This is a genomic window from Aquirufa rosea, assembly GCF_004118285.1.
Taxonomy (GTDB): Bacteria; Bacteroidota; Bacteroidia; order Cytophagales; family Spirosomataceae; genus Aquirufa; species Aquirufa rosea.
On record NZ_SDHY01000005.1, the window covers coordinates 124319 to 149846 of the forward strand.

The 25528-nt window shown below is 38.7% G+C and carries 35 protein-coding genes; 5 read left to right on the forward strand and 30 right to left on the reverse strand.

The window, feature by feature from the left end:
• Nucleotides 1–3: 3 nt before the first annotated feature.
• On the reverse strand, nucleotides 4–951 hold the full coding sequence (locus ESB04_RS09045; RefSeq protein ID WP_129027417.1) for an MlaD family protein: 948 nt from the start codon (nucleotides 949–951) through the stop codon (nucleotides 4–6).
• Between the two features lie 8 nt (nucleotides 952–959).
• Nucleotides 960–1760 (reverse strand): N-acetylmuramoyl-L-alanine amidase family protein, encoded by an 801-nt coding sequence (locus tag ESB04_RS09050; RefSeq protein ID WP_129027418.1) that lies wholly within the window; start codon nucleotides 1758–1760, stop codon nucleotides 960–962.
• A gap of 208 nt (nucleotides 1761–1968) precedes the next feature.
• Between ESB04_RS09050 and ESB04_RS09055 the strand changes: the two genes are divergently transcribed.
• A complete protein-coding gene (locus ESB04_RS09055) occupies nucleotides 1969–4641 on the forward strand; it encodes a putative LPS assembly protein LptD (protein WP_129027419.1) in 2673 nt (890 codons plus the stop codon).
• Here ESB04_RS09055 and msrA read toward each other — a convergent pair.
• Nucleotides 4638–5192 carry a peptide-methionine (S)-S-oxide reductase MsrA gene (gene msrA, locus ESB04_RS09060; protein ID WP_394343741.1) on the reverse strand — a complete coding sequence of 185 codons (555 nt, stop codon included), beginning with the start codon at nucleotides 5190–5192 and terminating at the stop codon, nucleotides 4638–4640. The two genes, ESB04_RS09055 and msrA, sit on opposite strands and share 4 nt — an antisense overlap.
• A 164-nt stretch (nucleotides 5193–5356) precedes the next feature.
• Between msrA and ESB04_RS09065 the strand changes: the two genes are divergently transcribed.
• Nucleotides 5357–6001, forward strand: coding sequence for a phosphatase PAP2-related protein (locus tag ESB04_RS09065; RefSeq protein WP_129027420.1), 645 nt, complete (start codon nucleotides 5357–5359; stop codon nucleotides 5999–6001).
• Here ESB04_RS09065 and ESB04_RS09070 read toward each other — a convergent pair.
• From ESB04_RS09070 to ESB04_RS09085, 4 genes are all read right to left on the reverse strand, one after another.
• A complete protein-coding gene (locus ESB04_RS09070) occupies nucleotides 5991–7919 on the reverse strand; it encodes a polysaccharide biosynthesis protein (protein WP_129027421.1) in 1929 nt (642 codons plus the stop codon). The two genes, ESB04_RS09065 and ESB04_RS09070, sit on opposite strands and share 11 nt — an antisense overlap.
• A 95-nt stretch (nucleotides 7920–8014) precedes the next feature.
• Nucleotides 8015–8716: a WbqC family protein gene (locus ESB04_RS09075; RefSeq protein ID WP_129027422.1), complete on the reverse strand. Its 702-nt coding sequence runs from the start codon at nucleotides 8714–8716 to the stop codon at nucleotides 8015–8017.
• A 1-nt stretch (nucleotide 8717) separates the two neighbouring features.
• A complete protein-coding gene (thiL, locus tag ESB04_RS09080) occupies nucleotides 8718–9743 on the reverse strand; it encodes a thiamine-phosphate kinase (RefSeq protein WP_129027423.1) in 1026 nt (341 codons plus the stop codon).
• Between the two features lie 47 nt (nucleotides 9744–9790).
• A complete protein-coding gene (locus ESB04_RS09085; RefSeq protein WP_129027424.1) occupies nucleotides 9791–10282 on the reverse strand; it encodes a hypothetical protein in 492 nt (163 codons plus the stop codon).
• 95 nt (nucleotides 10283–10377) lie between these two features.
• On the opposite strand from ESB04_RS09085, the gene ESB04_RS09090 reads away from it, so the two are divergent.
• The 3 genes from ESB04_RS09090 (at nucleotide 10378) to ESB04_RS09100 (ending at nucleotide 12996) form a co-directional block, all read left to right on the forward strand.
• A complete protein-coding gene (locus ESB04_RS09090; RefSeq protein ID WP_129027425.1) occupies nucleotides 10378–10617 on the forward strand; it encodes a cytochrome b5 domain-containing protein in 240 nt (79 codons plus the stop codon).
• A gap of 4 nt (nucleotides 10618–10621) precedes the next feature.
• Entirely contained in the window at nucleotides 10622–11482 is an 861-nt protein-coding gene (locus tag ESB04_RS09095; protein ID WP_129027426.1) for an N-acetylglucosamine kinase, read from the forward strand.
• A gap of 92 nt (nucleotides 11483–11574) precedes the next feature.
• A complete protein-coding gene (locus ESB04_RS09100; RefSeq protein ID WP_129027427.1) occupies nucleotides 11575–12996 on the forward strand; it encodes a TonB-dependent receptor in 1422 nt (473 codons plus the stop codon).
• A gap of 55 nt (nucleotides 12997–13051) precedes the next feature.
• Here the strand turns inward: ESB04_RS09100 and carA are convergent, their stop codons facing one another.
• From carA to rplP, 23 genes are all read right to left on the reverse strand, one after another.
• Nucleotides 13052–14152, reverse strand: coding sequence for a glutamine-hydrolyzing carbamoyl-phosphate synthase small subunit (gene carA, locus ESB04_RS09105; protein WP_129027428.1), 1101 nt, complete (start codon nucleotides 14150–14152; stop codon nucleotides 13052–13054).
• 89 nt (nucleotides 14153–14241) lie between these two features.
• Nucleotides 14242–14859: a 50S ribosomal protein L17 gene (gene rplQ, locus ESB04_RS09110; RefSeq protein ID WP_129027429.1), complete on the reverse strand. Its 618-nt coding sequence runs from the start codon at nucleotides 14857–14859 to the stop codon at nucleotides 14242–14244.
• Between the two features lie 90 nt (nucleotides 14860–14949).
• Nucleotides 14950–15939: a DNA-directed RNA polymerase subunit alpha gene (locus ESB04_RS09115; protein ID WP_129027430.1), complete on the reverse strand. Its 990-nt coding sequence runs from the start codon at nucleotides 15937–15939 to the stop codon at nucleotides 14950–14952.
• Between the two features lie 71 nt (nucleotides 15940–16010).
• Complete coding sequence (gene rpsD, locus ESB04_RS09120) at nucleotides 16011–16616, reverse strand: 30S ribosomal protein S4 (protein WP_129027431.1); 606 nt, start codon at nucleotides 16614–16616, stop codon at nucleotides 16011–16013.
• Between the two features lie 103 nt (nucleotides 16617–16719).
• A complete protein-coding gene (rpsK, locus tag ESB04_RS09125; RefSeq protein WP_129027432.1) occupies nucleotides 16720–17115 on the reverse strand; it encodes a 30S ribosomal protein S11 in 396 nt (131 codons plus the stop codon).
• Nucleotides 17116–17160: 45 nt separating this feature from the next.
• Nucleotides 17161–17538, reverse strand: coding sequence for a 30S ribosomal protein S13 (gene rpsM / locus ESB04_RS09130; RefSeq protein WP_109324398.1), 378 nt, complete (start codon nucleotides 17536–17538; stop codon nucleotides 17161–17163).
• A gap of 42 nt (nucleotides 17539–17580) precedes the next feature.
• A complete protein-coding gene (gene rpmJ / locus ESB04_RS09135) occupies nucleotides 17581–17697 on the reverse strand; it encodes a 50S ribosomal protein L36 (RefSeq protein ID WP_109324399.1) in 117 nt (38 codons plus the stop codon).
• Between the two features lie 28 nt (nucleotides 17698–17725).
• Nucleotides 17726–17944, reverse strand: a complete 219-nt coding sequence (infA, locus tag ESB04_RS09140; protein ID WP_092013982.1) for a translation initiation factor IF-1 — start codon at nucleotides 17942–17944, stop codon at nucleotides 17726–17728.
• Between the two features lie 9 nt (nucleotides 17945–17953).
• Nucleotides 17954–18760 carry a type I methionyl aminopeptidase gene (gene map / locus ESB04_RS09145; protein ID WP_129027433.1) on the reverse strand — a complete coding sequence of 269 codons (807 nt, stop codon included), beginning with the start codon at nucleotides 18758–18760 and terminating at the stop codon, nucleotides 17954–17956.
• A gap of 1 nt (nucleotide 18761) precedes the next feature.
• Nucleotides 18762–20081: a preprotein translocase subunit SecY gene (gene secY, locus ESB04_RS09150; RefSeq protein ID WP_129027434.1), complete on the reverse strand. Its 1320-nt coding sequence runs from the start codon at nucleotides 20079–20081 to the stop codon at nucleotides 18762–18764.
• A 17-nt stretch (nucleotides 20082–20098) separates the two neighbouring features.
• Nucleotides 20099–20545, reverse strand: coding sequence for a 50S ribosomal protein L15 (rplO, locus tag ESB04_RS09155; protein WP_129027435.1), 447 nt, complete (start codon nucleotides 20543–20545; stop codon nucleotides 20099–20101).
• A gap of 46 nt (nucleotides 20546–20591) precedes the next feature.
• On the reverse strand, nucleotides 20592–20771 hold the full coding sequence (gene rpmD / locus ESB04_RS09160; protein ID WP_205749500.1) for a 50S ribosomal protein L30: 180 nt from the start codon (nucleotides 20769–20771) through the stop codon (nucleotides 20592–20594).
• 34 nt (nucleotides 20772–20805) lie between these two features.
• Nucleotides 20806–21324, reverse strand: a complete 519-nt coding sequence (rpsE, locus tag ESB04_RS09165; protein WP_129027437.1) for a 30S ribosomal protein S5 — start codon at nucleotides 21322–21324, stop codon at nucleotides 20806–20808.
• Nucleotides 21325–21332: 8 nt separating this feature from the next.
• Entirely contained in the window at nucleotides 21333–21680 is a 348-nt protein-coding gene (gene rplR / locus ESB04_RS09170; RefSeq protein WP_129027438.1) for a 50S ribosomal protein L18, read from the reverse strand.
• A gap of 43 nt (nucleotides 21681–21723) precedes the next feature.
• The gene (rplF, locus tag ESB04_RS09175) at nucleotides 21724–22281 is read right to left on the reverse strand and encodes a 50S ribosomal protein L6 (protein ID WP_129027439.1); all 558 of its coding nucleotides are present in this window, start codon (nucleotides 22279–22281) and stop codon (nucleotides 21724–21726) included.
• Between the two features lie 56 nt (nucleotides 22282–22337).
• Nucleotides 22338–22733: a 30S ribosomal protein S8 gene (rpsH, locus tag ESB04_RS09180; protein ID WP_129027440.1), complete on the reverse strand. Its 396-nt coding sequence runs from the start codon at nucleotides 22731–22733 to the stop codon at nucleotides 22338–22340.
• Nucleotides 22734–22809: 76 nt separating this feature from the next.
• Nucleotides 22810–23079, reverse strand: a complete 270-nt coding sequence (rpsN, locus tag ESB04_RS09185; RefSeq protein ID WP_129027441.1) for a 30S ribosomal protein S14 — start codon at nucleotides 23077–23079, stop codon at nucleotides 22810–22812.
• A 39-nt stretch (nucleotides 23080–23118) separates the two neighbouring features.
• Nucleotides 23119–23673: a 50S ribosomal protein L5 gene (rplE, locus tag ESB04_RS09190; protein ID WP_129027442.1), complete on the reverse strand. Its 555-nt coding sequence runs from the start codon at nucleotides 23671–23673 to the stop codon at nucleotides 23119–23121.
• Between the two features lie 44 nt (nucleotides 23674–23717).
• Complete coding sequence (gene rplX, locus ESB04_RS09195) at nucleotides 23718–24053, reverse strand: 50S ribosomal protein L24 (RefSeq protein ID WP_129027443.1); 336 nt, start codon at nucleotides 24051–24053, stop codon at nucleotides 23718–23720.
• 41 nt (nucleotides 24054–24094) lie between these two features.
• Complete coding sequence (gene rplN, locus ESB04_RS09200) at nucleotides 24095–24463, reverse strand: 50S ribosomal protein L14 (protein WP_129027444.1); 369 nt, start codon at nucleotides 24461–24463, stop codon at nucleotides 24095–24097.
• A 46-nt stretch (nucleotides 24464–24509) separates the two neighbouring features.
• On the reverse strand, nucleotides 24510–24767 hold the full coding sequence (gene rpsQ / locus ESB04_RS09205) for a 30S ribosomal protein S17 (RefSeq protein WP_129027445.1): 258 nt from the start codon (nucleotides 24765–24767) through the stop codon (nucleotides 24510–24512).
• Between the two features lie 69 nt (nucleotides 24768–24836).
• Nucleotides 24837–25028 carry a 50S ribosomal protein L29 gene (gene rpmC / locus ESB04_RS09210; protein WP_129027446.1) on the reverse strand — a complete coding sequence of 64 codons (192 nt, stop codon included), beginning with the start codon at nucleotides 25026–25028 and terminating at the stop codon, nucleotides 24837–24839.
• A gap of 38 nt (nucleotides 25029–25066) precedes the next feature.
• Entirely contained in the window at nucleotides 25067–25486 is a 420-nt protein-coding gene (gene rplP, locus ESB04_RS09215; RefSeq protein ID WP_109324413.1) for a 50S ribosomal protein L16, read from the reverse strand.
• Nucleotides 25487–25528 lie beyond the last annotated feature (42 nt).

A 25528-nucleotide genomic window follows, 5' to 3' on the forward strand; every position in this document is an offset into this window, starting at 1 on the left:
TTATTAATTACTGGGAGGAGTATCTTTTTTGCCAAAAACAGAAATATTCACATACCGCTTCGGCTTCAAACGAAAGTCGATCAACAATTTATCTAAATCCAATAAGGTTTTATTTAGGCTAACATACAAGCTATCATTTTTAAGAATTTTACCTGCAGAGCCTTGACCTTTTTCCAGTCCTGCCACAATCTTTTGAATAGACTCCAAAGCCAAATTAGCTTCATGAATGGTTCTTCCCAGCTGTAATGCTTGCAAAGAATCTGCCACCGTGTTGAATTTGACAAGGATAGGCTTAAACTGCTTCTCAGTCTCCACTAAACTCTGAGACAAGGTTTTCAGGTTGGCAGAAATCTGCGCAATATTATTTCGATTATCTTCCACCACCCCATTGACAGAACTATTGAGCCCCGTTACCGTCGTATTGGAATTCTTTATTAATTCATTCAAATAGCTTCCCGTATGTTCAAATTTCTTACTGATTTGTCGGAAAGAAATCAAAAGGGAATCAGCATTAGAAATAACTGGGATAGCTCTTTCCTTGAGCAATGAAGTAACACCCACTTCCAAGGAACCAGGAATAAATGATTCCTCAGGCAAGGCACCCTTTCCTGCCAACTCCAATCGGATAATCTTTCCCCCTAAAAGAGCTCCATCCATTAAGATGGCTTGTGTCTTATCAGGTACTACTAAATCTTTGGATAAGCGTAAAGTAACTAATATTTTATTCCCCTTTTCGGCTTGTAAAGTAACGGCTTTCACTTTCCCCACCTCAATACCATTAACCATTACTTGATTAGAAACTAATAAGCCATCGACATTATCGTATTCCACATAGTAAATTCTAGACGAAGAAAACACATCATTCCCCTTCAGAAAGTTAAAGCCAAAATAAAGGATTAGGAAGGCAATTAAGGCCAAAAATCCTACTTTTAATTCATTACTTTGAAACATGCCTATCGCTATTTTTCTATTTCTTCCTTGTACTTCTTAAATGCCCCAACAATGGCATCCGCTACTTCTGATTGACCTTTTTCTGAATTTAAATACCCTTCCTCCTCCGGATTTGTCAAAAAGCCAGTTTCTATTAGCACACTTGGCATGGCCGTACGCCAAATAACTAAAAAACCTGCCTGTTTTACTCCATAGCTTTTCCTATTATATACTTTGGAAAATTGCTCCTCTACTTTAGATGCAAATTTCACAGAACTAGCCATGAATGCACTTTGGTAATTAGCCATCATAATATGCGCTAAGGGAGAATTAGGATCAAAACCATTGTAGGTCGTTTGGTAATCCTTCTCTTGTAAAATTACGGAGTTCTCTCTTTTGGCTACATTTAAATTGCCATCCGTTTTATGTAAACCCATGGTATAAGTTTCTGTACCATAGGCTGATTTATTGGGTGCGGCATTACAATGAACCGAAATAAACAAATCCGAGCGATTGCGATTCGCGATATTAGCCCGCTCATTCAATTCAACAAAATCATCGGTATCACGAGTATAAACGACTTTCAAATCCGGAAACTCATTTTTTAGTCGTTTACCTACTTCCAAAATGATTTTTAAGGTTACCTTGCCCTCTTGGGCACCTTTAGGCCCTAAACAACCTGGGTCTTTACCCCCATGGCCAGCATCAAGACAAATCGTTTTAACCAAGTTACGCTTAGCGGAACGGGTAGGTTCAGGGAAACTTGGTATGGCTGCGATTAACAAACATGTTAAGGCAAAACCAACAAAAGCTCTAAGAACTGTAAACATTATTTTAATGAATTAGACGTATGGTAAGGCGCAAAGATGTAATTTTGTATGCTTATACAAAGACAAATATAATTTTTAAATTTCATCCTTCGTTCATTAACATGCGAATTTATCAGCAATCCACTGTTGATAATCCTTATTTGAACGATGAACTTGCGCAGATTTGATAAAGAAATTCAGCTATTTTTTTTCTGTAGTTTTGATTCTCATGTGCCTGGTCATACCTAATGTCCATGCCCAAAGAATTGTCCGCGCAGACACTTTGCAAAAGAGCATACCCAAAGATACTGCAACCAAGAGTCAAGATTTACAAACCACCGTATTTTACTCGGCCGTCGACTCAACAGTTTTGGATGCTGATGCCCAAATAGTCAATTTGTATGGAGGAGCGAAAGTGAAGTATGGCAACATCAGTTTAGAGGCAGATTATATTCGCCTCGACTGGGCAAAAAATGAAGTGTATGCCAAAGGAACCTTGGACACTACGACCAAAAAGATTATTGGATTACCCGTATTTACCCAAGGCAGTGATAAATACGACTCAGACGAAATTCGCTATAATTTTAAATCAAAAAGAGCCATCATTAAGGGAATTGTCACCCAACAAGGCGAAGGTTTCGTTCAAGGGAAAAATGTAAAGAAGGACGAGGAGGAAAATCTCTACATTAGAAATGCCATTTACACAACATGTAATTTAAGTCATCCCCATTTTAATATTCGAGCAAGTAAGATTAAAGTAGTCGGTAAAAAAGAAATCATTTCAGGCCCTTTCCACTTTGAATTGAATGACATTCCCTTACCTATAGGTTTACCCTTTGGCTTTTTCCCCTATTCTCAACCCAAGGAAGCGGGTAAATCTGGAATCCTCATTCCAACCTATGGAGAAGAACCTTCTGGAAGGGGATTTTACCTTCGCGATGGAGGATATTATTGGGCCGCCAGCGAAAATATTGGCATCCGATTTACGGGTCAAATTTACTCAAAAGGAGGCTGGGGATTAGGGGCAAATTCTCAGTATAATAAGCGATATCGATACAGTGGATCCTTCAATTTAGCTTTAAATAGGAATAACTCTGGGTCGGAATTCAATCCAAGCACCCGTACAGACTTTGCCTTGCAATGGTCTCACAGTCCCCGTAGCTTAGGAAATTCCAGTTTTTCTGCCTCCGTGAATATTGCATCAAATTCCTACAATCAATTCAATACTTTCAATACCCAACAATACCTTTCTAATACCATTGGGTCTTCAGTACAATACACCAAATCCATTGGACAAAGTTTCCGAAGCGGTATCAGTTTACGTATTAATCAAAATACTACTACTCGCATCTTTGATGCAGGAACAGACTTTAATGTAGGTTTAAACCAGATTCAACCTTTTAAAAGAAGAAATGCTATCGCCGATCGATTCATAGATCAATTTAGAATAGGTATGGATTTCTCAGGAACGGTGAGTCTAACCAACCAAGTTTCTGACCTTTATACTCGCTACGAATTTGATGTGTATCCTCGAGAATCCAATAGCCAGCGTGGTATTATTCAAAAACCTTTTATTCCCAAAAATGCAGATGATTTACCTCCAGGGGTAATTCCTTTGAATGGAAGTACTTTACCTATGTTATTGGAGAAGGCGCAGACAAAATTCAATTACAGCATTCCTTTGTCTTTACCTAATATAAAAATCAATCCATACATTAACCTGACGCCTGGTATTTCTTGGTCTGGCAATATGTATACCCGCTCCTATAAATATACCTACATGCCTAGCGACTCCACCGTCCGAATAGACACAGTTGGAGGCTTACCGAAGTTCAGCTCACAAATATCCTTTTCTGCTAGCATGAATACGCGACTTTATGGTACTATGCGTTTCAGCAAAGGTCGCTTACAGGCGATTCGTCATATCATGGCTCCTAGCATAAGTCTTAGTTACACCCCAGATTATTCTGATCCAACCTATGGTTATTTTCAAGATGTACGCATTAACAACAGGAAATTTATTAATAACCAAGGGGTAGAACAAGTTGGAGACATTCGTAGAATCAGCACTTTTGACCCACGAACGCTAAGCTATGGAGGTGCATCAGGAAGTATCAGCTTTGGGATTCAAAATACTTTGGAGGCTAAATTGAAAACCAAATCTGATACTGCCACTAAGGAATCTGAAAAAATTAATATTCTCGACAATTTTGGTATCAATGGTAGTTATAACCTGCTAGCCAAGGAATTTAATTTGTCAAATCTTACCTTCAATGCCAACTCCCGAGTTAAACAATTTGACATTAATATCGGCGGTAATTTAGATCCATATTTATATGTGCCCGACCAATCTTTTGCGGTGGTAGGAAGAAGAACTCCGGATTTAATGATTGGCAAAGGAGAAGGTTTAGCACGATTACAATCTTTCAATTTATCCATTGGAAAAAGATTTGCGCCGGCCAAGGGAAAAGGAGATAAATTCAGCAAAAACGCCTCCGAGGCGCAGTTAAAGCAAATAAATCGCAACAGAGATGATTATGTGGATTGGAATATACCCTGGTCATTTTCTTTCTCATACCAATTTAGTATGAGTAGGGCAGGTTTAGCTCCCGCCCAAAATATCAGTGGTATGACTTTCCAGGGTGACCTAAGCTTAAGTGAGAAATGGAAGTTTTCATTTAGCTCTGGTTATGATTTCAAATACAATGGGCTAACCTATACCAATGTCTCGGTACATCGAGACTTGCATTGTTGGGAACTTAACTTTAACTGGACACCGATAGCCAGTCCATTCTTCGGTAGAGCAAGTAACTACTCCTTCGATTTGCGCGTTAAATCTAGCTTACTTCAAGAATTAAAAATTTCAAGAAGAAGAAGTTTTTACGATAAAGGCGGATTTTAATTCAATTTATCCTTAAAGGCCTTTAAAAACTTATCCATTTTAGGCTTGATTACAATTTTACAATAAGGCTCTTCGCCATTTTGATTGTAATAATCTTGGTGATAATCCTCAGCTGGATAAAATGTACTTTCTTGAACAATCTCCGTTACAATGGGATTTGGAAAAACCTTTTTAGCATTTAAGTTTTGTTTCCATTCTTCTGCCATCCTTTTTTGCTCAGCAGAATGGTAAAAAATAGCAGAACGGTATTGAGTTCCGACATCCGCCCCTTGACGATTTAACGTAGTTGGATCATGTGTTTGCCAAAATATTTCTAATAAAGTCTCAAAAGACACGACTTTAGGGTCATAGCTCAATTGACAAACCTCTGCATGACCTGTTAATCCTGTACAAACATCTCGATAACTTGGGTTTTTCATTTTACCACCCATATAGCCAGATACCACTTTCTGCACTCCTTTGACGCGTTGAAAAACTGCTTCCACACACCAAAAACATCCTGCCCCAAAGGTTATTGTCTCAAGTTGGGCATTTGCAGACTCCGAATTCATCATTTTTGTATTTAATTTATCTTTTGTTGCGTTTCCACATGAAAAATGAGAAAAGCTTATTACTATTCCAAGAATTATCCATGCATTTTTCATCAATTTCTCCATTATTTTAATTTTTAACGTAGTTTTGCGGACTTTATTGATAGATAGAACCAAAGATAAGCATGAAAAGTTATATAAAATCTGTTCAAGTAAATTGGTCAAATGCTTGGCTCGATACATCTTTTCGCTGGAAATTCTTAGGAGCCCTTATCATATTCATGATTTTCCCATGGAAAGCGGATGATTACTTCCAATGGATCCAGCTGAGAGAGGGCATGTTAATACAGGATATTGTGCTAGCGAATATTCCCGCCCTCAATGTGTCTATTCCCATTTTTGGGATCATTTATTTAAGTGTTATTTTTCTCCTCTTTCGGCTTTTACCTTCTCCTCTACTATTCCTTTGGTTTGCTTGGGCCTTTAATTTGGAAACTTTTATACGATTAACCTGTATTTTCTTCATTCCTTTAAATCCTCCCGTCGGGTTGGTAGATTTACATGATCCTTTAGCAGAAATTTTCATTTATGGAGAAAATTTAGCCATTACAAAAGATTTGTTTTTCTCTGGTCACACTGCAACCATGATTTTTGTTTGTTTCTTTTTGACGAATTCTACTGAGAAAAAATGGGCTATTGTTCTTACTATACTTCTTATGGCCTTACTTCTAATACAACATGTGCATTACACCATGGATGTCTTGGCAGCTCCTTTCTTTACGATAGGCTCTATTTATTTGATAAAAAAATGGATGGGTATTAACCTTTAGAGCGAATAGAGGACTTGTCTAATTGTTCAAAAACGGAATTGTTAGATTTGTACTCTGGAATGATGTCCTTTATTTTTGTGACCAACTCGGTGGTGGTTCCAAATTCCAAAATTTGTTCTAAATCTTGGCATTGAATATCCATATAGGAATAACTTGGGGTATTCACCTTGGCTATTAAAATCTTAGGATGGTGAGTAGGTAAGGTATTCTCATTATTATTTAAAAGCTCCTCATAAAGCTTCTCTCCTGGACGTAGACCAGTAAACTTAATCTCAATATCTCGATCTACCCGCAGGCCGCTCAAGGTAATCATCTTTCTGGCTAAATCGATGATTTTAACTGAATCACCCATATCAAAAACAAATACCTCGCCTCCATTTCCCATGGTAGCCGCCTCCAAAACGAGTTCACAAGCCTCAGGTATGGTCATAAAGTAACGCGTAATATCTGGATGGGTGACGGTAACGGGTCCTCCACGTTCAATTTGTTTTCTGAACAAAGGAATCACCGAACCACTGGAGCCCAATACGTTTCCAAAACGAGTAGCAATAAACTTGGTCGAAACCCCTTCCAAATCATTCATGGATTGAGTATACATTTCGGCCAATCGCTTGGTGGCCCCCATCACGTTGGTTGGGTTAACCGCTTTATCTGTAGATACCATGACAAAGCGATCTACATTAAACTCGGCCGCCAATTCAGCTAAAACCTTAGTCCCCAATACGTTGATTCTAACTGCCTCATAGGGATTACTTTCCATCAAAGGAACATGCTTATAAGCTGCCGCATGGAATATGAAATTAGGCTTATGCGCAGAAATTATGCGCTTCATGCGTTTCTGGTCGGTAATATCTGCCACATAGACAGACATTTTGGTATTGGCAGGAATGGTTGAAGACAATTCAAATTCCAAATCAAACAAACCCGATTCAGCTTGGTCAATCAAAATAATGGAGGCGGGCAAATAAGACACCAACTGGCGAACAATTTCACTACCAATAGAGCCTGCTGCCCCAGTTACTAAAATAGTCTTACTGAATAATTGCTCGCCAACTTGTTTATTGTTCATTTGGATGACATCCCTACCCAATAAATCCTCAATTTTCACATTGTGAATTTGGTTGACAGCAAATTCTCCTCCTACCCATTTATCAACAGGAGGAAGAATTTTTACAATTACCCCCCGATCCAAAAAAACGTCACTGATTCTTTTCTTCACCTTCAAGGATATGTTATTGATGGCCATAATGACCTCCAAACCATCCGTTTTATCCACAAGCTTCTCAAGAGCTTCAGATAAGCTATAAACCCGAATTCCCTCAATGGTCTTACCTATTTTGGACTCATTATCATCAATAAATCCTAAAATGGTATAATTGATGCTTCGGTCATTTTGGATGACATTTTTGGTAAGCATCCCCGTATAGCCCGCACCATAAATCAAAATACCAACGGATGGCTTAAACTGTCTCATAAAGGACTCATAAAATGATTTTACCCAGAATCGTAGGGAAACCATTAAGAAAAGACAGATGAAAAAATCAATGAGTAATATAGATAGAGGTACATACAACAGCGTATCCAGATTATAATAATACCGAACGACCAAGGATAACATGGTGGCCAAAAATGTACCTGTAAATACAGCTTTTAAGATAATAACGGCATCCTCTATACTAGTATGTCGAATGATACCCGTGTAGGATTGGAAATAAATGAAGGATAATGCCCTAAAGGTAATGAGGAATAAAAAGTGGTATTTAAATACATGAAAATCGATGTCTGTAAACCGAAAATTCATGCGAAGAAGTGTCGCTACTGAAAAAGAAAATGCAACAATTCCTAAATCAAATGCAAAAACCAACCACCTAGAAAGGAAAGTATTGGAATATTTACTTAAGAATATAGATTGTGCCATATAACCCCTATTCAAATCTCTCAGGTTTAGAGATACTCACAAAGTTAACAATTATAAGTTCAATTTATTAGTAAATTTATCTAACGGAGAGCTAACTAAATCAAAGTAAAAGCTGCCAACATAGACTTGATGTCCTCATTAGAATTCCACATTAAGACATCGATCATGGATAAACCTGGCAGAAAATTGGATAAATTACCTTGTGAGTAGGACGGCAATGATTGATTTAAAAAATTAAGCTGAACACCATGTTGGGCAAAATACTCTTTTTGATATAGCTCTTGCCCATTTTTGGCATTGATGTAATGCTTACTTCCTAAAGACTCTGTGATGGATATCAGTCGCTCTGCCCTTTCCAGTTCTCTGGATACATTCATTTGAGAACTAAAATGAAATCTTTTTTCGAGGTTTAAATACTGCCAAGTTGCCATGACACTATCTGCCGCTAAATCCGCAATAGTTTCAGTTTTTTTTTGCAATATTGACTCAATCAATTCCATAACCGGGACATACTGAGGGGCCTTTTTATAGGCTGATTGTAGTTGTTGTAACCATTTATTTGGAAATTCCGACCCCCAGGCAATGTTGGATTCTCGAATGCTCTTGTTTTGACTTTGTTTTTCTAATGGAATCGTAAACAAAAAGCTTTTATTCTGTAATAATATTTGGTTACGGTTTATCCAACCCTTTTTGATAAACATCACATCATCATAAAAGACGAAGTCATCTACCGCTTGGACTAATTGAAAATAGCCCAAATAAGGAAAAAAATAGGGTTGCATGATGGCTACTGACATATTATTGAGGGCCAAATCCAGGGGCTGTCAAATTAACGACTTGTTCAGATTTCATGACAAGTACACATTCATTAGGAATATCTGTCATATATCCAATCGCAGTTACATCAGCAATCTTATTTACTTTATCAAAATCTGCTTGAGAAACAGTAAATACTAGCTCGTAGTCCTCCCCTCCATTTAATGCGGCAGTCAATGGACTCAGGCTAAATTCCGTAGCCACTAGATATGTCTCGTCATCAATTGGGATATTTTTTTCAAAAATCCTGGCACCGGTTCCTGAAGCTTGACATAAATGCAAAATTTCTGATGCTAAACCATCTGAGCAATCAATCATGGAAGTAGGGACTATTCCTAATTCTTTTAACTCATGGATCATATCAAATCGAGCCATAGGCTTTAGTTGCCTCATGACCACATAGTTTTTCTCATTCAGTTCAGGCTGCATTTCGGGATTGGCCAAATACACTTGCTTTTCTCTTTCTAATGATTGCAACCCCATCAAGGCAGCACCCAAATCGCCAGAAACACAAATGATGTCATTGGGATTAGCTCCACCACGCTTCACGATTTGGTCCTGAGCTACTAGCCCTAAGGCATTCACTGATATAATTAAACCTTGTGGTGATGAGGTAGTATCTCCCCCCACCAAATCAATTTTATATTCCACACAAGCAAGCTTAATTCCCTCATAAAGTTCCTCCACTGCTTCTACAGAAAATCTATTACTTAAACCTATTCCCACACTTAGTTGAGCTGGGATAGCATTCATGGCAGCAATATCCGACAAAGCAATACTTACCACTTTAAAACCTAAATGTTTCAAAGGAGTATAAGAAAGGTCAAAATGAATACCTTCTATGAGCAATTCAGTACTTGAAACCACTTGAAATCCATTGGCATCTAAAATGGCTGCATCATCTCCAATCCCAATGGATGTCCATGGCTGATGAGCAGTGAAGCCTTTAGCCAAACGATTAATGAGACCAAACTCTCCAATAGACCCTATTTCTGTTCTTTTCTCCATAAACTAGAAAAGCCGCCCATTGCGGCGGCCCCATGATTAATTCTTACCTAAGGATTGACTAAACTCAATCGAATTTTTTTATTACTGGCCTTTACATAAGCGGTGGTAGATTCAATAACCAAGGTACTGGCCGTGGGTACCCCAGAAATAGAAAAAGCCAAGGTCCCCCCTGTTCCGGTAGGCTCAGTCCCATCGCTGGTTTTTAAACCTGAGAGGGTCAGAGTTTTATTATCAGATGACAAACTGTATGTTCCAGTAAATTTATTCCCGTCATATTCTGTCAAGGAAGCAGCAGACGTATTTGACAAATCCAGTTTAAATTGAGCATATCCTGCCACCAAATTGGAGCTGGCTGTTTTATCAAACTGCACATTACCATCCCATTGAACATTGGAAGCTGACCACACCTTCTTAATTAATTCAGAAACTGTGGGCGTTACGGGAGTGGGGGGAGTAGGATTAACAGGGTCATTTTTACTACATGCAGCTATGAAGCCAAAACATAAAACAGTTATAAACAAACGAAATGTATATTTCATAAATCCCCGAATTAAATATCTAGTAAAATTAAAAATCTTTGTTTACAAAACGGCTTTTCAAGCTTTTTATTTAGTTTCGTATCAATTTTAACAACTTGGACTCAACACTACCTTCATATACCCAAGCGCAGTTAGCACTGAGAAATGGCCAAGATCGTCCGGAGATTTGGGTCGCATTTCAAGGGAAAATTTACGATGTTAGCTCTTCTCGATTGTGGAAAAATGGCAAACACTATGAACATTGGGCGGGCCAAGATCTAAGTGAAGAGTTAAAAGATGCTCCCCACACTGCACAAGTTTTCGAAAAATTTCAAGCCATTGGCATTTTAAAGTAATTCCATGATTCTACTCATCGAAAGTGGTTCCAGTAAAACTGAATGGAGATATATCGCTTCTGCCCATGAGGCATATCAGGCTTTTTATTCTACAGGTATAAATCCTTATTACCAAAGCTTGGAGGAAATAAGGGGATCGCAACAGCAAATCCTGTCTAAAATAGAGCATCTTCCCGTAGAAGAAATTTATTACTACGGTACAGGAATCACTGATGATTCCAAAAGGGATATAATTCGAAATCTTTTACATTCCGTATTTCCAAAAGCCGCAATCATTCAAATAGAAAATGATTTAATCGCTGCGGCTAGGTCTCTATGTGGTAATGAACCTGGGATAGTCTGTATATTAGGAACAGGATCTAATTCAGGTTTTTTCTCTGGAAAGCAAATCGTAGAACAAATCCCGCCCTTGGGTTTTTGGCTTGGCGACGAAGGTAGTGGTGGCCATCTGGGTAAACTATTGGTTTTAGCCTATTTACATCGAGAGTTACCTCCAGATTTACGCGAATTTTTTATTAAACGTTATGGAGAATTAAATAGACTGGATATTTTGGACAAAGCCTATCGCGGCGAATATCCCAACAGATGGTTTGCTAGTTTTTCTAAATTCTTATTTGACCATCGAAAACATCCCTACTGCTATCATTTAATTGAACAATCATTTCAAGAATTCATTCGTTTATACCTCAGTAAATATGCTCAGGTAAATACCCAAAAAATTCATTTCACTGGATCAGTTGCATTTTATTATTCGGATGTATTGAAACAAGTCTTGAAAAAAAATCGTTATCACATAGGAAACATCAGCGAGGCCCCCATGGCAGGTTTAACCTTGTACCACAAGTCGATGAGATGGCCAAAATAGGTTGGATGTTTTCAAGAAATTCATGCAAATAGAGTGAATATTATATAACTTTGCTAAGTAATTGCCTTCGTAATAAATAAACTCAATCGTCTATGACTGCTAAATTAAAATCCATTGGGACGAAACAAAAGGCCCTTCAGATCAATCTAGATCGTAGTATATATGGTTCATTTGCAGAAATAGGTGCTGGACAGGACGTCGCAGCGAACTTTTTCAAAGCAGGAGGAGCTTCGGGTACTATCGCTAAAACCATTTCTGCATACGATATGGCTTTTTCGGATGCTATCTATGGAGAGGAAGAATCTGGGAAATATGTATGCGAACCTCGCTTGATGAAAATGCTGAACCGAGAGTTCAAATTACTCAAGGTCCGTTTAACTGATTCGGCGGACGAAAAACGTTTTTTCTCCTTTGCAGATACCGTTTCTGCCTTAAACTATCAAAAAGATAATGATGCGCATGGTTGGGTGGGATTACGATTCCAACTTACACCCAATGGTCCGGTCAATGATGTGGTTATCCATATTAATATGCTGGATAATGATAATATCTTACAGCAACAAGCTTTAGGTATTATAGGTGTCAACTTAATTTATGGTTGTTACCATTATCATGCTGACCCAGAAAAAATACTCGTATCCCTATTAGATGACCTCTCTCCAGATCGTATAGAAATTGATATGATTCGCTTTGAAGGGGAAGATTTTAAGGATGTTGACAATCGATTGATGTCTTTGTATTTGGTGAAACACGGCTTTACTCAAGCCGCCCTATTTGGTCCAGATGGCAAGGTGATGCAACCTTATGACGCCCTATCCAAAAAGCACATTGTGGCTATTCGTGGACGTTTCAGACCTGTAACCAATATCTTCTCTGATATGGTGAAAAAGGGTATAAAACAGTTTGAAAATGAAGCGGATATTGATGATGATAAAATTTGTGTAGTTTCCGAATTAACCCTTCGGAATTTAGAAAATGAAGGGAATCATATTGATGAAAAAGACTTTTTGGATCGTGTAGACATTTTATGCTCATTGGGCCAAACTGTACTTATTTCTAATTTCCATGAGTACTTTAAATTAGTGGCCTACTTAAGCAAATTCAGTCGCTTAAAAATGGCTTTGATCATGGGTATGCCCAATTTAGAATACATTTTCGAAGAAAAACATTATACTCAATATCCTGGTGGTATATTGACGGCTTTTGCTAGTCTTTTTGGATTGAAAATCAAGCTTTATTTATATCCAACATTAGATGAAAATGGGCAATTAATCAATTTGAAGGCCTTTCAACCAGAAACTCATTTAAGGGGATTGTACCAATATTTGTTGGACAATGAGAAGCTAGCTGACATACACTCATACGATGAAAATTTAATGAAAATCCGAACAGACCGGGTGTTGGATTTAATTCAACAAGGCTCTATTGAATGGGAGAATTTAGTTCCTAGCTCTGTTGTTAAATTAATCAAAGAGAAAGCGCTCTTTGGCTTTGTGGAAAAAACAATGGTTTAATCGGAATATAAAAATTACATAAAAAAGGCAACGATAATCGTTGCCTTTTTTATTGTTATTTCATTAAACCAATAAACTGGTCAAAAAGGTAGCGTGAATCATGTGGCCCAGGACTTGCCTCAGGGTGGTGCTGAACTGAAAATGCTTTCTTGCCATTGACACGTAGTCCTTCAACTGTTTGATCATTCAAATTAATGTGAGTGAGCGTAGCCTTTGAGCTAGCACTTAATTCTTCCATTCGAACTGCAAAACCGTGGTTTTGAGAAGTAATTTCTGACAAACCTGTTTCTAAATTTTTCACTGGATGATTTAATCCGCGGTGTCCATTGTGCATTTTATAGGTAGATAAGCCACATACTTGAGCCAGAATTTGATGTCCTAGACATATCCCAAATACTGGTTTATCACTTGCTAAGAACTGACTTACCGTTTGAACAGCATAGGGCATTACGGCTGGGTCTCCAGGTCCATTGGACACAAAGTAACCGTCAGGTTGCCAAGCGGAGATTTCATCAAAACTTGTTTTAGCAGGGAATACTTTTAAATAGCATCCACGATCTGTCAAATTACTTAAAATGCTTTTCTTCACCCCCAAATCAAGCACAGCCACTTTAAACTCTGCCTCTGGATCGCCTAAAAAATAGGTTTCTTGGGTACATACTTGCGAAGAAAGCTCTAAACCTTCCATATCTGGAACTTTGGCCAACTCTTGCTTTAAGGAATCGATGTCAAAGATTTCCGAAGAAATTAAGCAGTTCATCACACCTTTTGTACGAATATGACGAACTAAAGCACGCGTATCAATGCCAGAAATACCTACAATTCCTGCTTGTTCCAAATAATCCTGCAAAGAGCCCGTAGCGGTAAAACGAGAACTAACACTTGAAAACTCATTACAAACCATACCGGCAATTTGTACTTTATTGGACTCCGCCTCCTGAACATCCATCACGCCATAATTTCCAATATGGGCAGTCGTATTAATAATTACTTGACCTGCATAAGAAGGATCTGTATAAATCTCTTGATATCCGGTCATTCCCGTATTAAAGCAAATCTCACCACCTTGAGTCCCAATTTTGCCTAATGCTTTCCCATGAAAGAGTGTTCCATCCTGCAACAATAAAACCGCTGGTGTCGATTCCGTGATTTTCATAATGTTTTTTACGTTTGAATAATTTTTTGTCTAAAAAAAAGGCTTCAACTAATGAAAGTTAAAGCCTTTTATATTATAAAAGAAAATGATTAAGCATCTTCTCCTTTTTCTTCTTTAGGCTCTTCTGATGCTTCTTCAGCAGCTGGCTCCTCAGCAGCAGCTACTTCTTCCACTACTTCGGCACTTGGAGTTTCAACAACTTCCTCAGCTGCAGCTACTTCCTCTACTACCTCAGCAGATGGAGCTTCAGCAACTGGGGCTGCGGCCTCAGCGCCTTCCTTCTTAGCTCCAGAGCGACGGCTTCTACGAGTCTTGCCAGCTTTCTCTGCAGATGCCGCTAACATAGTCTCATTGAAATCTACCAACTCGATGAAGCAAACTTCTGCATTATCACCAAGACGATTGCCTAATTTGATGATACGAGTATAACCACCTGGGCGATTAGCTACTTTCTCAGATACTATTCCAAATAATTCTTTTACAGAGTCCTTATTTTGAAGGTAAGAAAAAACGACACGACGGTTGTTAGTGTTGTCAGTCTTTGACTTAGTAATTAAAGGCTCTACGTATTTACGTAACTCTTTTGCTTTCGCAACAGTCGTTTCAATACGCTTGTGTAAAATTAAAGAGGATGCCATATTAGATAATAGGGCTGCTCTGTGGGAAGAAGTTCTTCCAAGGTGATTGTTCTTTTTTCCGTGTCTCATTGTGTTAATTCGTAAGTTAAAAGTCCTTTCGGACTGCGGTTAGTGGGTTTTACATAACCACCACCTATTACTTATTTAAAAATTGATAAATTAATCTTCGTCTAAACGATATTTCGCTACATCCATTCCGAAGGTTAAGCCTTTCTCTTCTACTAGTTGCTCTAGCTCAGTTAATGACTTCTTACCAAAGTTGCGGAACTTCATCATATCAGAAATTTCTAACTTCACCAATTCACCTAAAGTACGAACATCTGCTGATTTCAAACAGTTGTAAGCACGTACAGACAAATCTAGATCAGCCAAAGAAGTCTTCAATAATTTGCGCATGTGTAGCATTTCCTCATCCACTACGTTGTCTTCCTCAGCCTTAGGCGTTTCGAAAGTCATCGTTTGATCTGAGAATAACATGAAGTGTTGAATTAAGATATAAGCAGCACCTTTCAATGCATCTTCTGGATGGATAGAACCATCTGTCTCGATATCTAACACTAATTTCTCGTAGTCTGTCTTTTGCTCAACACGCGTATTCTCAATGCTAAACTTTACATTTTTGATAGGCGTATAAATGGCATCGATAGCGATGTGACCAAAGGCTAATTCATTCGCACGAGGCTCATCAGCCGGAACATAACCACGACCTTTTTCAATGATCAATTCAACTTCTAATTCTTTGGAAGAATCTAAGTTACAGATCACTAAATCAGGATTTAATACAGTGAAATAAGGCGTAAATTTAGCAATATCACCAGCAGTGAAGGCCGTTTGACCTTTTACTTTGATACTTACTTTATTTTCCAAAATCTCTTGCGCCTTTTTAAGACGGATTTTCTTCAAGTTTAGGATGATTTCAGAAACATCTTCATGAACACCCTCAATTGCTGAAAACTCGTGTAAAACACCAGAAATCTTAACGCTTGTAATCGCATAACCTTCCAAAGAGGAAAGTAAAATTCTACGAAGTGCGTTACCAATGGTAACACCGTAGCCTTTTTCGAGTGGCTTGAACTCAAATGTCCCGTGGAAGTCATCGGCTTTCTCCATCACAACTTTCTCGGGCATTTGGAATGCTAATATTGACATATTTCGTAGCTTAAAATGATCTTGAAAAAACGTTATTGATACTCTTTAATATTGTATAATTAACCAGATTATTACTTCGAATATAATTCGACAATAGCCTGCTCGTTAAAGTTTTCAGGGATTTGATCTCTCTCTGGATAGGCTGAGAATTTACCTACTAGTTCTACTCCATCCCATTCTAACCAATTGAAACGTTTCGGAGATCTGCTCGCTAAAGAATCAGAAACGACTTCTAATGATTTAGATTTTTCACGTACACCTACCAATTGGCCAGGACGCAATGAGTAAGAGGGCACATTTACTACATCACCATCCACAATGATATGTTTGTGGATAACCAATTGACGTGCAGCACGACGAGTAGGAGCAATACCTAAACGATAAACTGTGTTGTCCAATCTTGCTTCACACAATTTCAACAAGTTCTCACCTGTGATACCTTCTTTAACAGCGGCTTTGTGAAACAAATTTTCGAACTGACGTTCTAAAATACCATAGGTATATTTTACCTTTTGTTTTTCCTTCAATTGGATGGCGTATTCAGAAACTTTTGAACGTTTACCTTTGCCATGCATACCAGGAGCATAATTTTTACGAGCTAATGCTTTGCTCGGACCTAAGATCGCCTCGCCGAAACGACGTGCAATTTTGGATTTTGGACCAGTGTATCTTGCCATTTTTTTTAAAAGTCAATGCCCCACTTATGGGCAATGAAGTAATTAATTAAGTGAATAAATGATGTTGGAGAAAATAATTACTAATTACCCAACATAAATAAAATTAAACGCGACGACGTTTTGGAGGACGACATCCATTGTGAGGCATTGGGGTAATATCCTTAATCAAGGAAACTTCAATACCTGAGTTTTGGATAGTACGGATAGCAGACTCACGTCCTGCACCCGGTCCTTTTACAAAAACCTCTGCTTTTTTCATTCCTGCTTCAACAGCTACAGCGGCGCAATTAGATGCGGCCATTTGTGCTGCGTAAGGAGTATTTTTCTTAGATCCACGGAAACCCATCTTTCCTGCAGATGCCCAAGAAATCACCTGACCTGCTGAATTAGTAATTGAAATAATAATGTTGTTAAAGGAAGCTTTGATGTGTACTTGGCCTGCTTGCTCAACTACCACCACTCTTTTCTTCGCTTTATCTTTTCTTTTTGCTTGTGCCATTGGATAAAATCAATAAAAATTGTGTCGGGTTATTATCCCCTATGATTATTTAGTTACTTTCTTCTTATTAGCAACTGTCTTTCTACGACCTTTTCTCGTACGAGAATTGTTCTTAGTTCTTTGACCACGTACAGGTAAACCTTTACGATGACGCAAACCACGGTAACATCCAATATCCATCAAACGCTTGATGTTTAATTGAACCTCAGACTTAAGCTGACCTTCCGTTTTGAATTCGGCAGCGATAATGGCACGGATAGCACTCGCCTCCGTATCATTCCACTCACCAGCCTTTTTGTCAAACGAAATTTCTGCTTTCGTCAAAATCTTTTGAGCAGTGCTACGACCAATTCCGAAGATATAAGTCAAGGCAATTTCTCCTCTTTTTTTGTCGGGAATATCAACCCCTGCAATACGAGCCATATGGTAATTAATTGTTGTTATTAATCATTTAATACTTTCAAATTATCCTTGACGTTGCTTAAACTTAGGATTCTTCTTGTTAATGACATAAAGCTTTCCGTGACGACGAATGACTTTGCATTCTGCACTACGCTTTTTGATTGATGCTTTAACTTTCATATTTGTTTAATTTATGGGTCAAACCTTACTATTTATAACGATAAACTATTCTTGCCTTACTTAAATCATAAGGCGACATTTCTAACTTCACTTTGTCACCAGGTAAAATCTTAATGTAATTCATACGCATTTTTCCAGAGATATGCGCAATTACCTGATGCGTATTTTCTAATTCCACCCGAAACATCGCGTTCGAAAGAGCTTCTAATATGATGCCGTCTACTTCGATCGAGGATTGTTTGGCCATAATTTTATGTTAAATATTCAACAATACTGTTGACGTTTTTAATACTTCTTCAATGTAACTAAAGGTAGTAAGTGGCATAGCCTCGTTCTTCCCAATAGCAACCGTATGCTCAAAATGAGCTGAGGCTTTTTTATCCGCTGTCCGGATGGTCCAGCCATCTTTATCCACTGTGATTTGACGTTTCCCTAAGTTTACCATGGGTTCAATGGCTATCACCATACCCTCCTTCAACTTTGGTCCATCGCCTCTTCTACCATAATTCGGAACCTCAGGACTTTCATGTAAGTTTTTACCTACACCATGTCCTACCAATTCACGAACCACTCCGTACCCAAAACTCTCGCTATAAACTTGCACGGCCGATCCAATATCACCGATTCTTTTTCCAGCTACTGCTTGTTTAATTCCGAGATACAAGGACTCTTTTGTCCTTACTAATAATTTAGTAACCTCTTCACTGACCCCTCCGATGGCATAAGTGTAGGCACTGTCTGCATGAAAACCATGCTTATAGACTCCACCATCAATGGAAATGATATCACCCTCTTTCAGCTCCAAACTTCCTGGCAATCCGTGAACCACTACGTCATTTACAGAAATGCAGAGAGAATAAGCATACTTCTTGTCACCTACATTATAATTTAAAAAGGATGGATGAGCCTCATGATCCTTGATAAACTCATAAGCTATTTTATCTAAAGCTAAAGTTGTTACTCCTGGTTTAATGGCCTTGGCAACTTCCGCATGACACTTCCCTAAAATCTCCCCATTCGCTTGAATGATGGCCAACTCTTGAGGTGTCTTTAGATAAATCATCTTATCTGCTAATCATTTCCGAACGTCCTTTCACACGTCCTGATTGCATCAGTCCTTCATATTTACGCATCAACAAATAACTTTCTATTTGTTGCAAAGTATCTAAAACTACACCTACTAAAATCAAAAGAGATGTTCCCCCAAAGAAGGAAGCAAATCCTCTTGTCACACCAAATAAGTTGGCAATTGCAGGTAAAATTGCGATGATGGATAACATCAAAGCTCCTGGCAAAGTGATACGGTCTAAAATGCTAGCGATATAATTAGAAGTTTCTTCACCAGGCTTAATACCAGGAACAAAACCTCCTCCACGTTTCATATCATCCGAAATTTGTGTAGGATTAATAGAAATCGCTGTATAGAAAAATGTAAACACAACGATCAAAAAGGCAAACAAAGCATTATACTGCCAAGTAGTGAAATCACCAAAGGCTTGAGCCACCGACTGGGCAAATTCACTTTTCTCAGCAAACGATTGAGCAACTAAACCAGGAATAAACATCAAAGCCTGAGCAAAAATGATCGGCATTACCCCTGATGCGTTCAACTTCAAAGGAATATATTGACGCTCACCACCTACTGACATCTTACTTCCAACCACTTGCTTGGCGTATTGCACTGGTATACGACGAACCGCCTGTGTAACCATCACAGCGCCCATCACTACAAAGAAAAGCGCAATAACCTCTAGAATGAATAATAGGGCTCCAGCCATACCTCTTGATCCAGCCTCTTGTAATAAAGATGCAGGAAAACGAGATACGATACCTATCATGATCAACATAGAAATACCATTACCGATACCCTTGTCCGTAATTTTCTCTCCCAACCACATACATAGCATGGTACCACCAATTAATATAGCCACCCCATAAAGACGGAAAAACCATGGATCCACCATGATTGCCTCAGCAGGAATAGTTACTTGTAAATAGGTAAATCCTTGCGCAGCAGTAACAAAAATCGTTAAAATACGCGTGATTTGATTTAATTTTTTACGACCAGATTCGCCATCCTTTTGCATTTTTTGAAAATAAGGAAGGGCGATGGTCAACAACTGAATCGCGATAGAAGCTGAAATGTAAGGCATGATACCCAAAGCAAAAACCGAAGCATTGCTCAATGCACCACCCGAGAACATATTCAACAAACCAAAGAGGCCACCCTCTCCTGCTTGGCTCAATTTGGTTGCATCTACACCGGGTAGAACAACATATGAACCTAAACGGAAAAAGGCGATAAAAAGTAGTGTATTAAATATACGGCCTCTTAGTTCCTCAATCGCGAAGATGTGCTTAAACGTTGTTATTAGCTTGTTCATTCGTTTAGAATAGAGGATTAACCAACAATTGCTTGACCGCCAGCAGCTTCGATCGCCGCTTTGGCAGCGCTAGAGAAACCTTTAACAGTAACTTCTAAAGCTGAGGTTACACTTCCACGGCTTAAGATCTTCACTAAGTCAGACTTAGATACTAATCCATGGCTGTAAAGTGTATCAAAATTGATTTGCTTCAAGCCTGTAGCATCAGCTAATGCCTGTAGGGTATCTAAATTGATAGCTTTATATTCTACACGATTGATGTTTTTGAAACCGAATTTAGGTACACGACGCTGAATAGGCATTTGTCCACCTTCAAATCCACGCTTACGTGAATAACCTGAACGAGACTGAGCTCCCTTGTGACCACGAGCGGAAGTTCCACCAAGACCTGAACCTTGACCGCGACCTACTCTTTTTCTAGTTTTTACCGAACCTTCTGCCGGCTTTAATGTAGATAATTTCATATGTATTGGGCTTAACGCTACCCCATAAGGGTAACTCGCATTTTAATTAAATATTTTCAACTACAACTAAGTGATTGACTGCACGAATCATTCCAGCGATAGCTGGATTCAATTCTACTTCAACACTTTTGCGGATCTTACCTAATCCTAGTGCTTGAATCGTACGCTTCTGAACTTCAGGACGCTTGATAGCACTTTTCACTTGGGTAATTTTAACTTTAGACATGTTATGTTCTATTTTAGAGGCACAAGGCACTCGATTATCCATTAAATACTTTAGCTACTGAAATTCCTCTTTGGAAAGCAACGGAATGTGGAGCCCTCATCCTAACTAGAGCATCGATGGTGGCCTTTACCACGTTGTGAGGATTAGATGAACCCTTAGATTTCGCTAATACGTCGTGCACACCGGCTGATTCTAACACAGCACGCATAGCACCACCTGCGATCAACCCAGTACCTGGGGCAGCAGGCTTAACTAAAACGAAACCGCCTGAGAACTTACCTAATTGCTCGTGAGGAACCGTGTTCTTCAACAAAGGAATTTGGAATAAATTTTTCTTGGCGTCTTCAATACCTTTAGTGATAGCGTCAGTCACCTCGTTCGCTTTTCCTAATCCGAAACCTACGATTCCGTGACCATCACCTACTACAACGATGGCAGAAAAACTAAAACGACGACCTCCTTTTACCACTTTGGCAACACGGTTGATGGCTACTACTTTCTCCTTCAACTCACCCTCATTAACCTTAATTGGTTTTGCTTGTAAATGCGACATATCTCTTATTAAAATTGTAAGCCACCCTCGCGAGCGCCTTCAGCTAATGATTTAATTCTTCCGTGATATAAATAACCGTTACGATCAAAAACCACTTTAGTGATTCCTGCAGCCTTAGCTTTGTCTGCAATTGCAGTACCTACTAATTTCGCCGCCTCAATATTGTTATTCACTTTTCCTTTTTTGTATGAGGTAGCAGACATCAACGTCTTACCACTCAAATCATCCACCAACTGTGCATACACTGCAGTGTTGGAACGGAATACAGTTAAACGCGGACGTTCAGCTGTTCCCTTTATTTTCGCACGTATCGCACGCTTAATGCGAAGTCTACGTAAATCTTTTGTTGTTGCCATGTTTTTTAACTTGTTTGTGTGGATTTCCGGCCCACGCGATTATTTATTTCTTACCACCTGCTTTACCAGCCTTGCGACGAACCTGCTCACCCACAAAACGAACACCTTTACCTTTGTAAGGCTCCACTGGACGAAGTGATTTGATTTTAGCTGCTACTTGACCGATCAATTGCTTATCGATACCTTCTAAATTAACCATTGGGTTTTTACCTTTTTCCATCGCAGTTGTCACCTTGATTTCAGAAGGAATAGCCATAAAAATAGCGTGAGAATAACCTAAGCTCAATTCCAAGATATTACCTTGGTTGGCGGCTTTGTAACCCACACCGATGATTTCTAAATTTTTAACAAATCCTTCACTCACACCCACCACCATGTTGTTAATCAATGAACGATATAAACCGTGCATGGCTTTATGGCGCTTCTGCTCTGTAGGACGTTTCACTGTCAACACATTGTCAGCAATTTCAATAATGATATCCTGATCCACTTGTTGTGATAAAGTTCCTTTAGGACCCTTAACTGTTACCAAATTACCTACACTCACTTCTACTGAAACTCCAGCTGGTAGATTGATAATTTTATTTCCTATTCTAGACATAAATGTAAATTTGGCTTAGATTCCGAGCAATGCTCCTTTCAGCGTTAAACAATATATTAATATACGTAGCAAAGTACTTCACCACCTACGTGCAAGCTACGCGCTTCTTTGTCAGTAATCACTCCCTTAGAAGTAGACAATATCGCGATACCTAAACCGTTCAATACTCGTGGAAGCTCTTCAGCACCATTATATTTACGTAAACCTGGCTTAGAAATACGAGTCAAATTAATGATGGCAGGTTGCTTTGTAACCGCATTGTATTTCAAAGCAATCTTAATTGTTCCTTGAACCGTACTATCATCAAACTTATAATTTGCGATATAACCTTTGTCAAAAAGAACCTTCGTGATTTCCTTTTTAATGTTGGAAGCAGGAATTTCAACTACCCTATGACGTGCCTTCAAGGCATTTCTCAATCGGGTTAAATAGTCTGCTATAGGATCTGTCATTGTTTTTAAATTTGCCGCAAGTCATTAAAATGGCCTGCAAAATTACAAAAATGAATTTAATTAATCAAATTTTATCTTACCAGCTTGATTTGGTCACTCCTGGTATCAAACCATTGGATGCCATTTCGCGGAAAGTTACACGGCTAATACCGAATTTACGCATATAACCGCGTGGACGACCAGTCAATTTACAACGGTTGTGAAGACGTACTGGAGAAGCATTTTTAGGCAACTTATCCAATCCTTGGTAATCACCAGCAGCTTTTAATGCAGCTCTTTTAGCGGCATATTTAGCAACGGTTGCTTCGCGTTTTCTTTCTCTAGCTTTTACTGACTCTTTAGCCATGATGTAAAAAATTTAAATGTGTTAGATAGCCGAGGCTAATTATTTTTTAATGTTGGAAAAAGGCATTCCCACAGCAGCCAATAAAGCATAAGCTTCTTCATCTGTCTGAGCTGTCGTCACAAACGTGATATCCATACCCGAGATCTTAGCTACTTTATCGATAGAAATTTCAGGGAAAATAATCTGCTCCTTAACACCTAAGGTATAATTTCCACGACCGTCAAATCCTTTTTCTGAGATTCCTTTGAAGTCACGCACACGAGCCAAAGAAACCGTAGTTAAACGATCTAAAAACTCATACATACGATCTCCACGAAGAGTTACTTTCACACCGATAGGCATATTCTCACGTAGTTTAAAGTTAGAGATCGCCTTCTTAGAAATAGTTGCTACTGCCTTTTGACCAGCAATTTGCGTGATTTCTTCTACTGCTACATCCACCAACTTCTTGTCCGCTACTGCGGCTCCTACACCTTTATTGATTACAATTTTAGTAATCTTAGGCACTTGCATCACAGACTTGTACTGAAACTTTTCCTTCAAGCTTGGTACAACCTCTTCTACAAAACGTTTTTTTAATCTAGGTACTGCCATTTTTGTTTATTTTGTGGATTTCCGACCCACGCGTTAAATTCTATTTATGCAATAAATTTTCCTGTTGCTTTTGAGTAGCGCTGTAATTTACCTTCTTCATTTACTTTACGACCGGTACGTACAGGCTTACCATTTTCAACCACCATCAAATTAGAGATGTGGATGGATCCCTCACGCTTTTCAATGCCTCCCTGAGGATTGCTGGCTGAAGGCTTCACATGCTTGGTTTGCAAATTAGCTCCTTCAACAATTGCACGGGATTTATCTACGATAACCTGCTTAATTACGCCTGTTTTACCCTTGGCATTACCGGCAATGACCATTACAGTATCTCCCTTTTTTACGTGCAATTTGGTTTGCTTGCTTGTATTATTTTTCATGGTATGATTTATTCTATTGGATAACCAATATATCTATCTATTTATAAAACTTCAGGGGCTAAAGAAACAATTTTCATAAAACCAGCCTCACGCAATTCACGTGCTACAGGTCCGAAAATACGAGTTCCTCTTGGCTCATCGTTAGCATTTAATAAAACCGCCGCATTATCTTCGAAGCGAATATAGCTTCCATCCTTACGACGAATTTCCTTCTTTGTACGAACAACTACTGCCCTTGAAACTGTTCCTTTCTTCATGTTAGAAGAAGAAAGAGCCGACTTAACTGAAACTACAATTTTATCGCCTACAGAAGCATATCTTTTTCCTGTACCTCCCAAAACGCGAATCACTAAAACTTCTTTCGCTCCAGAGTTATCCGCTACACCCAATCTTGATTCTTGCTGTAACATTATCTTTGATCTTTAAATTTTAAATTTTGAATAACAAGAGAGAGAATTATTTCGCTTTAGCGATTACTTCTACCAATCTCCAACGCTTATTTTTAGAAAGAGGACGGGTTTCCATCACTTTCACTGTATCACCGATGCCACACTCATTATTTTCATCATGAGCCATCAATTTAGTGGTCTTCTGTACGAACTTTCCGTACAAGGGGTGCTTCACCTTACGGTCTACTGAGATAGTGATTGACTTATCCATCTTATCACTAACCACCTTCCCAATCCTTACTTTTCTTAGGTTTCTTTCTTCCATGGTTGTTGGACTTGTTAAACAATTGACCATTAGCAATTCCGAAATGGTCTATTAAAAATTAATAATTAATTATGCTTTTGCTTGCGCGGAAAGAGCTGTCTCTAAACGGGCAATCAATTTACGAGTTTCACGAATACGCATAGGATTTTCAATCGGTGAAATGGCATGAGCCAATTTCAAACGCGACAAGTTCTCCTGCTCTACAGCGATCTGCTTAGTTAATTCGTCTACTCCTAATTTGTTTATTTCTGCGTTTTTCATAACGATGCTATTTAAATTTTAAACCTAGGTTTAAAACTTTATTCTGAATAATCTCTACGTACCACAAATTTTGTACGCATCGGTAGTTTCTGTGCGGCTAAACGCAAAGCCTCTTGCGCTAAAGCCAAAGGAACACCGGCTGATTCGAACAAAATAGTACCTGGACGAACATTAGCTACCCAATACTCAGGAGCTCCCTTTCCCTTACCCATACGAACCTCTGCAGGTTTCTTGGTAATAGGTTTGTCAGGGAAAATACGAATCCAAACTTGACCCTCACGTTTCATGGCACGTGTCACAGAAATACGAGCAGCTTCAATTTGACGCGCTGTAATGCGACCTGGCTCCAAAGATTTAATAGCGAATGATCCAAAATCAATTTCGTGGCCACGGGTAGCAACCCCTCTTACGCGACCTTTTTGCTGCTTACGAAACTTGGTTCTTTTTGGTTGTAACATCTTCTTATAAGTCTAATATCTAATACAAAATAATTATGGATG